The sequence below is a fragment of the Escherichia ruysiae genome, assembly GCF_031323975.1.
GTDB classification, from domain to species: Bacteria; Pseudomonadota; Gammaproteobacteria; order Enterobacterales; family Enterobacteriaceae; genus Escherichia; species Escherichia ruysiae.
In genome coordinates this window covers 1,981,543-1,996,121 of record NZ_JAVIWS010000001.1, presented here as the reverse complement: position 1 = coordinate 1,996,121, position 14,579 = coordinate 1,981,543, and the positions used below count along the sequence as shown (strand labels likewise).

Genomic DNA, 14,579 nt, shown 5'->3' with positions numbered 1-14,579 from the left:
AGTTGAAGTCTTGTAGAGAGATTATTTTTCATGAAGGTAGATATTGATACCAGCGATAAGCTGTACGCCGACGCATGGTTTGGCTTTAAAGGTACGGACTGGAAAAACGAAATTAATGTCCGCGATTTTATTCAACACAATTATACGCCTTATGAAGGTGATGAATCTTTCCTTGCTGAAGCAACGCCAGCGACCACGGCATTGTGGGAAAAAGTAATGGAAGGCATTCGTATCGAAAATGCGACCCACGCGCCGGTTGATTTCGATACTAATATTGCCACTACCATTACCGCCCATGATGCTGGTTATATTAATCAGCCGCTGGAAAAAATTGTTGGTCTGCAAACCGATGCGCCGTTAAAGCGCGCGCTGCATCCGTTTGGCGGCATTAATATGATTAAAAGTTCATTCCACGCATATGGCCGTGAAATGGACAGCGAATTTGAGTACATCTTTACCGATCTGCGTAAAACCCATAATCAGGGCGTATTTGATGTTTACTCACCTGATATGCTGCGCTGCCGTAAATCTGGCGTACTGACCGGTTTGCCGGACGGTTATGGTCGTGGTCGTATCATCGGAGACTATCGCCGCGTGGCGCTGTACGGCATCAGTTATCTGGTACGTGAACGCGAACTGCAATTTGCCGATCTCCAGTCTCGTCTGGAAAAAGGTGAGGATCTTGAAGCCACCATCCGTCTGCGTGAAGAGCTGGCAGAACATCGTCATGCGCTGTTGCAGATTCAGGAAATGGCGGCGAAATACGGCTTCGACATCTCCCGTCCGGCGCAGAATGCGCAGGAAGCGGTGCAGTGGCTCTACTTCGCTTACCTGGCGGCGGTGAAATCGCAAAACGGCGGCGCAATGTCTCTGGGTCGTACCGCATCGTTCCTCGATATCTACATCGAGCGCGATTTTAAAGCCGGTGTGCTTAATGAGCAGCAGGCGCAGGAACTGATCGACCACTTCATCATGAAGATCCGCATGGTGCGCTTCCTGCGTACACCGGAATTTGATTCGTTGTTCTCCGGCGATCCCATCTGGGCGACGGAAGTGATCGGCGGGATGGGGCTGGATGGCCGCACTCTGGTGACTAAAAACTCCTTCCGCTATCTGCATACCCTACACACCATGGGACCAGCGCCGGAACCAAACCTGACTATTCTGTGGTCGGAAGCATTGCCGATTGCCTTCAAAAAATATGCGGCGCAAGTATCTATCGTCACCTCTTCTTTGCAGTATGAAAACGACGATCTGATGCGTACTGACTTCAACAGCGACGATTACGCGATTGCCTGCTGCGTCAGCCCAATGGTGATTGGTAAGCAGATGCAGTTCTTCGGCGCACGCGCTAACCTGGCGAAAACACTGCTGTACGCAATCAACGGCGGGGTGGACGAGAAGCTGAAGATTCAGGTCGGCCCGAAAACGGCACCATTGATGGACGACGTGCTGGATTACAACAAAGTCATGGACAGCCTCGACCATTTCATGGACTGGCTGGCGGTGCAGTACATCAGCGCGCTGAACATCATCCACTACATGCACGACAAGTACAGCTATGAAGCCTCGCTGATGGCGCTGCACGATCGTGATGTCTATCGCACCATGGCTTGCGGCATCGCGGGTCTGTCGGTGGCGACGGATTCACTTTCCGCTATTAAATATGCCCGTGTGAAACCCATCCGTGACGAAAACGGTCTGGCGGTGGACTTTGAAATCGACGGCGAATATCCACAGTACGGCAACAACGACGAGCGTGTAGACAGTATTGCTTGTGACCTGGTTGAACGCTTTATGAAGAAAATTAAAGCACTGCCAACCTATCGTAACGCCGTGCCGACCCAGTCGATCCTGACTATCACTTCTAACGTGGTGTACGGACAGAAAACCGGTAACACACCGGACGGTCGCCGCGCGGGTACGCCGTTTGCGCCGGGCGCTAACCCGATGCACGGTCGTGACCGCAAAGGCGCGGTAGCCTCGCTGACTTCCGTGGCGAAACTGCCGTTCACTTACGCCAAAGACGGTATTTCGTACACCTTCTCGATCGTCCCGGCGGCGCTGGGTAAAGAAGATCCGGTACGCAAAACCAACCTTGTTGGTCTGCTGGATGGATATTTCCATCACGAAGCGGACATCGAAGGCGGTCAACATCTCAACGTTAACGTTATGAATCGGGAAATGTTGTTGGATGCCATTGAGCACCCGGAAAAATACCCGAACCTGACAATCCGTGTCTCTGGCTACGCTGTGCGCTTTAACGCGCTGACTCGCGAACAGCAACAGGATGTGATTTCACGTACCTTTACCCAGGCGCTCTGACGCCGGAGGATGTATGAAAAAGATTATCGAAACGCAACGTGCCCCTGGCGCAATCGGCCCTTATGTTCAGGGCGTTGATTTAGGCAGCATGGTCTTCACCTCCGGACAAATTCCGGTTTGCCCGCAGACTGGCGAGATCCCGGCTGATGTGAAAGATCAGGCGCGTTTAAGCCTTGAAAACGTCAAAGCGATCGTGGTTGCTGCTGGCCTCACCGTGGGCGATATCATCAAGATGACGGTATTCATCACCGATCTGAACGACTTTGCCACCATCAATGAAGTCTATAAGCAGTTCTTCGATGAGCATCAGGCGACTTACCCGACCCGTAGCTGCGTGCAGGTCGCGCGTTTGCCGAAAGATGTGAAGCTGGAAATTGAAGCTATCGCAGTACGTAGCGTGTAAAGCCCGGAGCGGGGCGATTGCAGAGTCGTCCCGCCCTCTTCACAGAATGGCAATCCGAGAGTGTGGTTATGATTAGTGCATTCGATATTTTCAAAATTGGTATTGGCCCCTCCAGTTCGCATACCGTGGGGCCAATGAATGCTGGAAAAAGTTTTATCGACCGACTGGTGAGTAGTGGCTTATTAACTGCAACAAGTCATATTGTGGTCGATCTTTACGGGTCGTTGTCACTGACGGGCAAAGGCCATGCCACGGATATCGCCATCATTATGGGACTGGCAGGAAACAGCCCGCAGGATGTTGTTATTGATGAGATCCCTGCATTTATTGAACTTGTGACGCGCAGTGGGCGACTGCCGGTGGCTTCTGGTGCGCATATTGTTGATTTTCCTGTAGCAAAGAACATTATCTTCCATCCCGAAATGTTGTCTCGTCATGAGAACGGGATGCGGATTACTGCCTGGAACGGGCAGGAAGAGCTATTAAGCAAAACCTATTACTCTGTCGGCGGCGGGTTTATCGTTGAAGAAGAACACTTCGGCCTGTCGCACGATGTCGAAACACCCGTACCTTATGACTTCCACTCGGCAGGCGAACTGCTGAAAATGTGTGATTACAACGGCCTGTCTATTTCTGGCCTGATGATGCATAACGAGCTGGCGCTGCGCAGCAAAGCGGAAATTGATGCAGGGTTTGCTCGTATCTGGCAGGTGATGCACGACGGTATTGAACGCGGCATGAATACCGAAGGCGTATTGCCTGGCCCGCTCAATGTCCCACGCCGGGCGGTGGCGCTGCGCCGTTTGCTGGTCTCTAGTGACAATATCTCTAACGATCCAATGAACGTCATCGACTGGATCAATATGTTTGCTCTGGCGGTCAGCGAAGAAAACGCCGCTGGCGGACGTGTAGTGACAGCACCAACTAACGGCGCTTGCGGTATTATTCCGGCAGTGCTGGCCTATTACGATAAATTCCGCCGTCCGCTCAATGAGCGATCCATCGCCCGTTTTCTACTGGCGGCTGGCGCTATTGGCGCGCTGTATAAAATGAATGCCTCCATCTCTGGTGCGGAAGTGGGGTGTCAGGGCGAAATTGGCGTGGCCTGTTCTATGGCGGCGGCAGGGTTAACCGAACTGCTGGGCGGCAGCCCGGCGCAGGTATGCAATGCGGCGGAAATCGCTATGGAGCATAACCTTGGGCTGACCTGCGATCCGGTTGCCGGACAAGTGCAAATTCCGTGTATTGAACGTAACGCTATCAACGCTGTGAAAGCGGTAAACGCCGCGCGGATGGCAATGCGGCGTACCTCTGCACCGCGTGTTTCGCTCGATAAAGTGATCGAGACGATGTATGAAACCGGCAAAGATATGAACGATAAATACCGCGAAACTTCACGCGGAGGACTGGCGATAAAAGTGGTCTGCGGCTGATATTTCATCCGCATTTATCTTTGGGTGCACAAAATGTGCACCCTTTTTTATTGTGATCTGCCGCAAATAGAGAATAATTGTTTCTTTTCTATTTATTTGATAGAAAATTATTATCCATAACTGCTATTTCAAAGTCTTGATTGTGAAGATTTTCTCTAACCTCACGCGTATCATTTCTTCATTCTAATAACTCGCCTGCAAAAAAACGTAGACCGCGTATCGCCTTGATGCGGCTCGAAAAAAATAAAAAGCCCTACAAAATATTGAGCGAGAAATTATGGAAATTGCAACGAATAAAGGCGTTATTGCAGACGCTTCGACCCCGGCGGGTCGTGCTGGAATGAGTGAAAGTGAATGGCGTGAAGCAATCAAATTCGACAGTACCGACACCGGCTGGGTGATTATGAGTATCGGGATGGCGATTGGCGCGGGGATTGTTTTTCTCCCGGTACAGGTCGGTTTGATGGGATTGTGGGTATTTTTGCTCTCATCAGTGATTGGTTACCCGGCAATGTATCTGTTTCAGCGGTTGTTTATTAATACGCTGGCAGAATCACCGGAGTGTAAAGATTACCCCAGCGTCATCAGCGGTTATTTAGGTAAAAACTGGGGCATCCTGTTAGGTGCACTCTATTTCGTGATGTTGGTGATCTGGATGTTCGTCTATTCCACCGCCATCACCAACGATAGCGCCTCCTATTTACATACTTTTGGCGTGACGGAAAGCGTGCTATCAGACAATCCGTTTTATGGACTGGTACTGATTTGCATTCTGGTAGCCATCTCCTCACGCGGCGAGAAACTGTTATTCAAGATTTCGACTGGCATGGTTCTGACCAAGCTACTGGTGGTCGCGGCGCTGGGCGTGTCGATGGTGGGAATGTGGCATCTGTATAACGTGGGTTCGCTGCCGCCGCTGGGGCTACTGGTGAAAAACGCCATTATTACGCTGCCGTTTACCCTGACGTCGATTCTGTTTATCCAGACATTAAGCCCGATGGTGATTTCCTATCGCTCGCGGGAAAAATCGATTGAAGTAGCGCGGCATAAAGCGTTGCGGGCAATGAACATCGCGTTCGGCATTCTGTTTGTTACCGTCTTTTTCTACGCCGTGTCGTTCACGCTGGCGATGGGACATGACGAAGCGGTAAAAGCCTACGAGCAGAATATTTCCGCGCTGGCGATTGCCGCACAGTTTATTAGCGGTGACGGTGCAGCGTGGGTAAAAGTGGTTAGTGTCATTCTCAATATCTTTGCCGTAATGACCGCGTTTTTTGGCGTCTATTTAGGCTTCCGTGAAGCAACGCAAGGGATCGTAATGAACATCCTGCGCCGCAAGATACCGGCCGAGAAGATTAACGAAACTCTCGTTCAGCGCGGCATCATGATTTTCGCCATTTTACTGGCCTGGAGCGCCATCGTACTGAACGCGCCGGTGTTGAGCTTCACCTCTATCTGTAGCCCGATATTCGGCATGGTAGGGTGCCTGATCCCGGCGTGGCTGGTTTACAAAGTACCGGCATTGCACAAATACAAAGGGATGTCTCTGTACCTGATTATCGTCACCGGTTTGTTGCTTTGCGTTTCTCCGTTCCTGGCATTTTCTTGATTTACCTGAAATTTTAAGGTTTTTATTATGTTTGATTCGACTTTAAATCCGTTATGGCAGCGTTACATCCTCGCCGTTCAGGAGGAAGTAAAACCGGCGCTGGGATGTACTGAACCTATTTCACTGGCGCTGGCAGCGGCGGTTGCTGCGGCAGAACTGGAAGGTCCGGTTGAACGTGTAGAAGCCTGGGTTTCGCCAAATCTGATGAAGAACGGTCTGGGCGTTACTGTTCCCGGCACGGGAATGGTGGGACTGCCGATTGCGGCGGCGCTGGGAGCGTTAGGTGGAAATGCCAAAGCCGGGCTGGAAGTGCTGAAAGACGCAACTGCGCAGGCGATTGCCGATGCCAAAGCATTGCTGGCGGCGGGGAAAGTCTCGGTTAAGATCCAGGAACCTTGCGACGAGATCCTCTTCTCACGCGCCAAAGTCTGGAACGGCGAGAAGTGGGCGTGTGTCACCATCGTCGGTGGACATACCAACATTGTGCATATTGAGACGCACAATGGCGTGGTATTTGCCCAGCAGGCATGTGTGACAGAGGGGGAGCAAGAGTCGCCGCTGGCGGTGCTCTCCAGAACGACGCTCGCCGAGATCCTGAAGTTCGTCAATGAAGTCCCGTTTGAGGCGATCCGCTTTATTCTCGATTCTGCGAAGTTAAACTGTGCATTATCGCAGGAAGGTTTGAGTGGCAACTGGGGGCTGCATATTGGCGCAACGCTGGAAAAACAGTGTGCGCGCGGTTTGTTGGCGAAGGATCTTTCCTCGTCGATTGTGATTCGTACCAGCGCGGCATCTGATGCGCGTATGGGCGGCGCAACGCTTCCGGCGATGAGTAACTCCGGTTCTGGTAACCAGGGGATCACCGCGACAATGCCCGTAGTGGTGGTCGCGGAACACTTCGGGGCGGATGATGAACGGCTGGCGCGTGCGCTGATGCTTTCGCATTTGAGCGCGATTTACATCCATAACCAGTTGCCGCGTTTATCCGCGCTGTGCGCGGCGACGACGGCAGCAATGGGGGCTGCCGCTGGGATGGCGTGGCTGGTGGATGGGCGTTATGAAACGATCTCTATGGCTATCAGCAGTATGATCGGCGATGTCAGCGGCATGATTTGCGATGGTGCGTCGAACAGTTGTGCGATGAAGGTTTCGACCAGTGCTTCGGCAGCGTGGAAAGCGGTGTTAATGGCGCTGGATGATACCGCCGTGACCGGCAATGAAGGGATTGTGGCGCATGATGTTGAGCAGTCGATTGCCAATCTGTGTGCGCTGGCAAGCCATTCGATGCAGCAAACGGATCGGCAGATTATCGAGATTATGGCGAGCAAGGCCAGATAAGCGGCTGGCCTTGGGTATCGTGCCTGAAGCCGGATGCGATGCTGGCGCATCTTATCCGGCCTACGGGTTGCGCAATTTATTGATGTTGTTGGGTTTTGTGCCTGAAGCCGGATGCGATGCTGGCGCATCTTATCCGGCCTACGGGTTGCGCAATTTATTGATGCTGTTGGGTTTTGTACCTGAAGCCGGATGCGATGCTGGCGCATCTTATCCGGCCTACGGGTTGCGCAATTTATTGATGTTGTTGGGTTTTGTGCCGGATGCGATGCTGGCGCATCTTATCCGGCCTACGAGTGGTGCAATTTATTGATGTTGCTGGGTTTTGTAGGCCGGATAAGGCGTTTACGCCGCATCCGGCAACCTGTCTTTATGCGGCGGCTTCATCCTCGGCTAACCGCGTTTCGGCATCAGCTACTATCGCTTCCAGCTCGCTCAACATCTCTTCATAGCCAAAGTTTTTAGTTGCGCGAGTCGTTTCTTTCGCCACAACGGGCTTCACTGACTGGCGTTTCTTCGCCGATTTTTTACTCATCATCTTCTCCCTGTAAAAACAACTAGACAGGTAAATCTATCAGTAAAGCGCGCAGCGGGGAATCAGCAACCAGCGTAATGTTAGCCTCGTCACGAATAAATGCACCATCACCGCAGGTCAGTGCCGCTTTCTCTTCATGATGCGTAATTGCATGAAATTGGCCGTGAATCGATTGTAAATAGGCGCGCGGGCCGTGAAGTTGAAAGTTCGCACTTTCGCCCTTAGCGAGCACAATATGATGCAACCACACTTGCTGGCGCAGTTGCAGGCTACCCTCTGTGCCATCGGGCGAGGCGATTAATTGCTGCTTGCCCATATTAAGCGCCAGTTTTTGAATCAGCGGATTCTCTCGCTGCGGGCAGGCATCCAGCCAAAGCTGCATCCGCGTTAACGGTTTGTCTTTGCTAATGTTATGTTCGCTATAACTCACGCCCGGCTGAGTAGAAAGCAATAAGGCTTCACCGGCGCTGGCCTGAACATGATTGCCTTCACTGTCGCGGTATTCTGCTTCTCCATCCAGAATCACATTCAAAATATCGACTTTTGGATAGGTTCGTGGCTGAAAGGCGGCTCCTGGAGCCAGCACTTCCTGATTGAGCACGCGCAGGGAGGCGTAGCCTAACAATTTAGGGTCGAAGTAGTGTCCAAAGGAAAAAGTATACCGGGCCTGTAACCATCCGTAGTCTGCTTGTCCACACTGCCTGGCAGTTCGGGTAGTAATCATAATTATTGACCTCTCTTTACTTCCTTTTATGGTAAGGGGCTGGACGCTACATTGTTAGCCAGATATTCTGCCCGGTATGTTCAAATTTCCTGAATGAGAACGACATGGCCAAAGAAAGGGCATTAACGCTGGAAGCACTGCGTGTTATGGACGCGATCGATCGCCGTGGCAGTTTTGCGGCAGCAGCAGATGAGCTGGGACGCGTGCCTTCTGCGCTTAGCTACACCATGCAAAAACTGGAAGAAGAGCTGGATGTGGTACTGTTTGACCGCTCTGGCCATCGCACCAAATTCACCAATGTCGGGCGTATGTTGCTGGAGCGAGGACGCGTTCTGCTGGAAGCGGCAGATAAACTGACTACTGATGCGGAAGCCCTCGCGCGCGGTTGGGAAACGCATCTCACCATTGTGACCGAGGCGCTGGTGCCGACGGCTGCCTTTTTCCCTTTGATCGACAAACTGGCGGTGAAAGCTAACACCCAACTGGCAATCATCACCGAAGTGCTGGCGGGGGCGTGGGAACGGCTTGAGCAGGGGCGGGCGGATATTGTTATCGCGCCGGATATGCATTTTCGTTCCTCGTCGGAGATCAACTCGCGCAAGCTCTATACCTTAATGAACGTCTACGTTGCCGCGCCGGATCACCCGATTCACCAGGAGCCGGAACCGCTTTCTGAGGTGACGCGCGTGAAATATCGCGGAATTGCGGTAGCGGATACCGCTCGTGAGCGTCCGGTATTGACGGTGCAGTTGCTGGACAAACAGCCGCGCTTAACGGTCAGTACCATTGAAGATAAACGCCAGGCGTTACTGGCGGGGCTGGGTGTCGCAACTATGCCGTATCCGATGGTGGAAAAAGATATTGCTGAAGGACGGCTACGTGTCGTTAGCCCGGAATCGACCAGCGAGATCGATATTATTATGGCCTGGCGTCGAGACAGTATGGGAGAAGCAAAATCCTGGTGTTTGCGGGAAATTCCAAAGTTGTTCGCCGGAAAATAAACGATTAAGCACCTTTCACAAGGTGCTTAATTATTATTCCTGTTCCAGTTTCGGGTCTGGCCCAAAGCGGTTTTCACCCGGTGTACCCGCCTGGCAGTTAAAGACGATGATAATCAGCCAGCCGATAAACGGGATTAAGAACAGCAGTACCCACCACGCCGAGCGGTCGGTGTCGTGCAGGCGGCGGAACTGAACTGCCCACCACGGTAAAAACACCAGAATGCCATAGATTGTCGTCAGGATGCCTTCGCCACCGGCGCGTTGCCAGCCTAACATTTTATCCAGTAGTCCCAGCACGAACGTAAAGATGATGTTGACCAGAATAAACATCCAGTACTCTTTGCGCCGCGCACGACCCCGAAATCCGACATAATTTTTTAGTACTTTCAGATACCAGTCCATTTTTGCCTCAATTTTGCTCAATCACTTGTTTTTAAAGCAGCAAATTAAGAATAGACATGAATGAAATGGCAGTAAATATCACCACGGTGAATTAATGAGGTGCAATGAACGGAACTTCAGACTGATGGCAAGCGCAAAATCGCCAGATGCGCTACGCTTATCTGGCCTGTGAGTTCTCTGCAATATATTGAATGTAAAATATTTTTAGGTCAAATAGGCCGTTCAAGCCGCATCCGACATGAACAACACGCACTTAGCCAACAATCAGAGGCACCACGAAGGGTGCCTTTGTCTAGCCGAAGCGAACGTCCCGCCCGTGCGGTTCATCAAGATCCTGCCACGGACCAATGGAAATAATCCCCGTAGGGTTGATGGTCTTATGGCTGCGGAAGTAGTGATTACGGATGTGATCAAAATTGACAGTTTCGGCAATTCCCGGCATCTGGTAGATATCGCGCAGGAAGCCATACAGATTCAGGTAATCGCTGATGCGGTGCTTATCACATTTGAAGTGGGTGACATACACCGGATCAAAACGCACCAGCGTGGTCCACAGGCGAATATCAGCTTCGGTTAACTGGTTACCGGTCAGATAGCGATGCTGACCTAAGATCTGCTCCAGTCGCGCCAGCGATTCAAACACTTTCACCACCGCCTCGTCGTAGGCTTCCTGGCTGGTAGCAAAACCGGCTTTATACACGCCATTGTTGACGGTGTCGTAAATCCAGCCGTTAAGTTCGTCAATTTTAGTTTGCAGCGCAGGAGGATAATAATCTCCCGCTTTCGCGCCCAGTGCATCAAACGCGGTATTGAACATGCGGATGATTTCCGCCGATTCGTTGCTGACAATGGTGTGGTTCTTTTTGTCCCATAGCACGGGAACAGTGACACGTCCGCTATAGTGTGGATCGGCGTGGAGATAAAGCTGATACAGAAACTCATGTTGATAGAGCGTATCACCGGTTGCTCCCGGAAAACTGTCATCAAAGGTCCAGCCATTTTCCAGCATCAGCGGATTCACCACGGAAACGGAGATAAACGGTTCCAGACCTTTGAGTTTACGCATAATCAGCGTGCGGTGCGCCCACGGGCAGGCGAGTGAAACATAGAGATGGTAGCGATCTTTTTCTGCGGCAAAACCGCCTTTGCCGGTAGGTCCTGGTGCGCCGTCAGCGGTGAGCCAGTTACGAAATGCGGAAGCTGAACGTTGAAATTTACCGCCGGTGGATTTGGTGTCGTACCAGGTGTCATGCCAGACGCCGTCAATCAGTTGACCCATTTTTCTCTCCTCCAATAGCAAAAACGAGGAGTGTTTCTCCTCGTTTCAGATTGCTGGCAAAGTGCACATTTTTGATTGTCGGATGCGATGCTTACGCATCTTATCCGACCAACAAATATCGTTAAGTATAGTCTCTGCTTACCACTTTTTATTCAGCAGGCGGTCGATGCTGAATGCGCCCGGCCCCGTAATTGCCAGCAGCAGGAATCCGCCAGAAATGGTCAGGTTTTTCATAAACATCAGCGAGTTCATGCCCTCTGCAAAATTGCTGTGAAATAAAAACGCAGTCAGCAGTGTAAAGCCAGCGGTAAACAGCGCCGTGGTACGAGTCAGGAAACCAAACAGAATTGCCAGACCACCGCCAAACTCAAGCAAAATCACCAGCGGCAGCATAAAGCCGGGGACGCCCATTGCTTCCATATATTGTTGCGTACCCGCGTAGCCTGTAATTTTTCCCCAGCCTGCCGTAATAAACAGAATCGGCATTAAAATACGCGCTACCAGTACACCAATATCTTCTAATTTTTTCATCTTACTCTCCACTGCGCCGCTCAGGCTGCTGATTGTTTTTTTGTGCATTGACGCGGTATTAGCGTCGTTGCTGTCGATGGAGAGAAGCATAAACGTAGTGAATGGTGATTGTTAGCAAGGAAAACTGTCAAATTTTTTCAAAAATTTTGAGGGATAAGGCCGGAATGGCTCCGGCCAGAAAGACGTTAACCGCGCAGCTGTTGCTGTTTGAGGGTGGTTTTAACCAGACGCCAGGCACTCCATACGCCAAAACCGCGCCTGGCCCAGCGAACCAGCATATTCGGATGGCGAATTGTCCAGATAGCCATCACGCTACTGCCAACCAGCGCCCAGGAGCGCAGACTCAACAGTATATTCCAGCGACGATCGTAAGCGCCTGTTGCTTCCAGCCAGTCTCGACGACTGGCGGAAAGATCCAGCCGTTGTTGCTGGATCTGGCTAAGTAGTTGTGCCTTGCGGCGTTCACGTTCGACTTTACCGCTCACGGGACTCCTCCTCGAGCAGTTGCCGATCGTTCGCCAGTTCATGGCGCGTGTGGCGCAACAGTGTCGATTTCCGTGACTTGCGTAACGTCCAGATACCGCCAATCAGTGCCAGTAGCAGCAACACCACGGTGGTGGCAATCATCGCATTCAGGCGATATTGCGGATCAACCGCCCAGATAATCAGCACCATCAGGCTCATAAGACCAAATGCAGCGAAAAGCATCGTCAGGCCCAGCATCAGTAACAGTTGAAAGAGATTGGCTTTTTCCTCTTCCAGCTCCACCACCGCCAGCCGCAGACGTGTCTCCACCATTTCGACCATGATGGTGACTATTCGCTGCCCGATGCCCAGAACGCTTTTACCGGGCCCTTGCGCGTGATGAGTGTCCGCCATAATTAACGACGCGACAGCAGAACGCCGAGCACTACACCGATTGCAGCGCCAATGCCCACACCCGTCCACGGATTTTCACGCACGTACTCATCGGCACGCGCCGCCGCTTCACGAGTCTGTTTGGCAATTGCCTCGCCAGTTTCACCCAGGCGATAGCGGCTCTGTTTTAGCGCCTGCTCTGCTTTACTACGAATCTTACTCAACTCTTCTTTCGACTTATCTCCTGAGGCGCTTAGTACTTCTTCCAGCGTATCAGACAGGGATTTCAACTCTGCACGCAAATGTTCCGTAGTGTGTTCTTTCGACATAGTTTTCTCCAGGTGAGTAAGTAATGACTATTGTGAATTAGTAGTCGCGCGCTTCCAGCTTTTTCAGCTCTTCCTGCGCTTCTGCCAGTTTCCGTTCGCGTTTGGCAATCTTGTCCGCATCGCCTTTTTGCTTCGCCTCGGCTAAATCTTGCTTGCGTTCCGCCACCTCATCTTTCTGCTTAGCGATTTTTTTCTGATGATCGGCGCGAAGCTGGCTATCTGAACAGTTGGCCCGGACTTCACTCAGGGCTTTATTCAGACCGTCAATACGATTCTGGTTTTGGTGTTTTTCGGCATAGCTGATCTCCTTAAGGATATTTTGCTCCTTTTCCTGACACAGGGTAGTGGCATAACTACCGGCACTAAGAGCAAAAAGAGAAACAGCTAAAGCAATGCGGTATTTCATTCTTGAACCTTCCATTGTGACTCGAACCTATTACAAAGGAACGATTGTCCAGACAACGAAGCGGTAGTGTTAACCACCGCCTCATTAATCATAGACAGTAACGGTGAAATCACCAAAGTGAGTGATATGTTTCGGATAACAGGAAGTTATCCGAAGCGATGAGAATTATCCCGCAGCCGGGTCAGCCACTGCATGGCCTGACTGTTATCGTCCTGCTGCGCAATGATGTAGCCATGGGGCAATGTTCTGTCGAGGACTGCTTTTGCGGCGGCACTCTGGTCGCTGGAGTCAAACGTAATTAACAGAGTGTCGTTCTTGGGGGTAATGCTTTTGAAAGGAATGCCGTGAGCGTCAAGGTGATGCCAGATGGAAAAACCGTCTGGCATTGTCATGCCTTGATGAACGGCACGGATCGCCAGCGTTGAATCTTGCTGACGAACCGCAGACCAGGCCAGCAACAGCGTGCCGACCAGCAATAAAGCAGCGCCGAACCAGACTAGCTGGCGAAGCGACATGCGAGGTATTTGCATCCTTTACCCCCGATTTCCATATTTCTTTTTCCATAACACGACCAGAGAACCTGCCAGGCCAAATACCAGCAGTACCACCGGGAGCAGCATCAGGCATGACATTAGCTGATCCTCGTACTTCAAAAATACCGGCGTTTTGCCGAGCATGTAACCCAGGGTTGTCAGGATCAACACCCACAACAAACCGCTCATCCAGTTGAAGAACTGAAAGCGTGCGTTATTCAGCCCTGATAACCCGGCAATGGTCGGCAGCAGTGTTCTGACAAACGCAATAAAGCGACCAATTAATAGCGCCGACAAACCGTGTTTGTGAAAAAGATGGTGTGCGCGTTGGTGATAGTGCGCGGGTAAATGGGAAAGCCAGTTTTGCACAGTGCGGGTATTGCCCAGCCATCGCCCCTGTATGTAACTGACCCAGCAGCCAAGGCTGGCGGCTACGGTCAATAGCAAAATCGTTTGTGGATAACCCATCGCGCCTTTAGCAATCAATACGCCGACCAACACCAGTAAGCTGTCGCCCGGTAAAAAGGCTGCCGGAAGCAAGCCGTTTTCAAGGAACAAAATTACAAACAAGACAAAATACAACATGCCAATCATCGACGGATTGGCCAGCGTTTCAAAATCCTGCGCCCACAGGGCCTGCAGTAATTGGGTCAAAAGTTCCATTCATTATTCCTGGTGAATCGGTTAACGCCACGCCGGTTTTAAATGATGCACTCCCGCCAGATTATTGCTGTTTTTGTATGGATTGCGGGTCGGAGCACCAACACGGCCTGAACTATTCCCTGTTAAAACGTGAGATAAGAAAACATTTAATAGCATAAATTCAAATTGAATCTAATTGTAACAAAGGTCAACGTTGTTCGTTATCAAAATTAC

19 protein-coding genes are annotated in these 14,579 nt (G+C 51.3%); 7 read left to right on the top strand and 12 right to left on the bottom strand.

The genetic code is table 11. The features are described 5' to 3' along the window. Positions 1–30: 30 nt before the first annotated feature. The 6 genes from tdcE (at position 31) to RGV86_RS09755 (ending at position 7,418) form a co-directional block, all read left to right on the top strand. On the top strand, positions 31–2,325 hold the full coding sequence (tdcE, locus tag RGV86_RS09780; protein ID WP_000861699.1) for a 2-ketobutyrate formate-lyase/pyruvate formate-lyase: 2,295 nt from the start codon (positions 31–33) through the stop codon (positions 2,323–2,325). A 13-nt stretch (positions 2,326–2,338) separates the two neighbouring features. Further along, positions 2,339–2,728 (top strand): enamine/imine deaminase, encoded by a 390-nt coding sequence (locus RGV86_RS09775; protein WP_000719986.1) that lies wholly within the window; start codon positions 2,339–2,341, stop codon positions 2,726–2,728. A 68-nt stretch (positions 2,729–2,796) separates the two neighbouring features. Further along, positions 2,797–4,161: an L-serine ammonia-lyase gene (tdcG, locus tag RGV86_RS09770; protein WP_000622149.1), complete on the top strand. Its 1,365-nt coding sequence runs from the start codon at positions 2,797–2,799 to the stop codon at positions 4,159–4,161. 277 nt (positions 4,162–4,438) lie between these two features. After that, positions 4,439–5,770 (top strand): SLC5/6 family protein, encoded by a 1,332-nt coding sequence (locus RGV86_RS09765; RefSeq protein ID WP_000401618.1) that lies wholly within the window; start codon positions 4,439–4,441, stop codon positions 5,768–5,770. A gap of 27 nt (positions 5,771–5,797) precedes the next feature. After that, entirely contained in the window at positions 5,798–7,108 is a 1,311-nt protein-coding gene (cyuA, locus tag RGV86_RS09760) for a cysteine desulfidase (protein ID WP_000460495.1), read from the top strand. A gap of 10 nt (positions 7,109–7,118) precedes the next feature. After that, positions 7,119–7,418 (top strand): hypothetical protein, encoded by a 300-nt coding sequence (locus RGV86_RS09755; RefSeq protein WP_085461220.1) that lies wholly within the window; start codon positions 7,119–7,121, stop codon positions 7,416–7,418. A 57-nt stretch (positions 7,419–7,475) separates the two neighbouring features. On the opposite strand, the gene yhaL is transcribed toward RGV86_RS09755, so the two are convergent. Together yhaL and RGV86_RS09745 are read right to left on the bottom strand one after the other, a co-directional pair. Continuing rightward, complete coding sequence (yhaL, locus tag RGV86_RS09750) at positions 7,476–7,640, bottom strand: protein YhaL (protein ID WP_010346326.1); 165 nt, start codon at positions 7,638–7,640, stop codon at positions 7,476–7,478. A 22-nt stretch (positions 7,641–7,662) separates the two neighbouring features. Beyond that, a complete protein-coding gene (locus RGV86_RS09745; protein ID WP_000633570.1) occupies positions 7,663–8,364 on the bottom strand; it encodes a pirin family protein in 702 nt (233 codons plus the stop codon). 104 nt (positions 8,365–8,468) lie between these two features. Between RGV86_RS09745 and yhaJ the strand changes: the two genes are divergently transcribed. Then, the gene (gene yhaJ / locus RGV86_RS09740) at positions 8,469–9,365 is read left to right on the top strand and encodes a DNA-binding transcriptional regulator YhaJ (RefSeq protein WP_001041002.1); all 897 of its coding nucleotides are present in this window, start codon (positions 8,469–8,471) and stop codon (positions 9,363–9,365) included. 33 nt (positions 9,366–9,398) lie between these two features. On the opposite strand, the gene RGV86_RS09735 is transcribed toward yhaJ, so the two are convergent. The 10 genes from RGV86_RS09735 to RGV86_RS22450 all read right to left on the bottom strand — a co-directional run bounded on the left by RGV86_RS09735 (position 9,399) and on the right by RGV86_RS22450 (position 14,522). Further along, positions 9,399–9,767 carry a DUF805 domain-containing protein gene (locus RGV86_RS09735; protein ID WP_000384146.1) on the bottom strand — a complete coding sequence of 123 codons (369 nt, stop codon included), beginning with the start codon at positions 9,765–9,767 and terminating at the stop codon, positions 9,399–9,401. A 292-nt stretch (positions 9,768–10,059) separates the two neighbouring features. Then, positions 10,060–11,046, bottom strand: coding sequence for a glutathionyl-hydroquinone reductase YqjG (gene yqjG, locus RGV86_RS09730; RefSeq protein WP_000531183.1), 987 nt, complete (start codon positions 11,044–11,046; stop codon positions 10,060–10,062). A 138-nt stretch (positions 11,047–11,184) separates the two neighbouring features. After that, positions 11,185–11,577 (bottom strand): DoxX family protein, encoded by a 393-nt coding sequence (locus RGV86_RS09725; RefSeq protein WP_000732221.1) that lies wholly within the window; start codon positions 11,575–11,577, stop codon positions 11,185–11,187. 185 nt (positions 11,578–11,762) lie between these two features. Next, entirely contained in the window at positions 11,763–12,062 is a 300-nt protein-coding gene (locus RGV86_RS09720) for a YqjK-like family protein (protein WP_000015589.1), read from the bottom strand. Then, entirely contained in the window at positions 12,052–12,456 is a 405-nt protein-coding gene (locus RGV86_RS09715) for a phage holin family protein (RefSeq protein WP_000785727.1), read from the bottom strand. Before RGV86_RS09715 ends, RGV86_RS09720 begins: the two co-directional genes overlap by 11 nt. A 2-nt stretch (positions 12,457–12,458) precedes the next feature. Next, entirely contained in the window at positions 12,459–12,764 is a 306-nt protein-coding gene (locus RGV86_RS09710; RefSeq protein ID WP_000031409.1) for an ElaB/YgaM/YqjD family protein, read from the bottom strand. A 37-nt stretch (positions 12,765–12,801) separates the two neighbouring features. Next, positions 12,802–13,170 carry a DUF1090 family protein YqjC gene (yqjC, locus tag RGV86_RS09705; RefSeq protein WP_010346332.1) on the bottom strand — a complete coding sequence of 123 codons (369 nt, stop codon included), beginning with the start codon at positions 13,168–13,170 and terminating at the stop codon, positions 12,802–12,804. A 146-nt stretch (positions 13,171–13,316) separates the two neighbouring features. After that, on the bottom strand, positions 13,317–13,700 hold the full coding sequence (mzrA, locus tag RGV86_RS09700) for an EnvZ/OmpR regulon moderator MzrA (protein WP_001166774.1): 384 nt from the start codon (positions 13,698–13,700) through the stop codon (positions 13,317–13,319). Positions 13,701–13,703: 3 nt separating this feature from the next. Then, complete coding sequence (yqjA, locus tag RGV86_RS09695) at positions 13,704–14,366, bottom strand: DedA family general envelope maintenance protein YqjA (RefSeq protein WP_000422149.1); 663 nt, start codon at positions 14,364–14,366, stop codon at positions 13,704–13,706. A 21-nt stretch (positions 14,367–14,387) separates the two neighbouring features. After that, entirely contained in the window at positions 14,388–14,522 is a 135-nt protein-coding gene (locus RGV86_RS22450; protein WP_432758335.1) for a hypothetical protein, read from the bottom strand. Between the last annotated feature and the right edge of the window lie 57 nt (positions 14,523–14,579).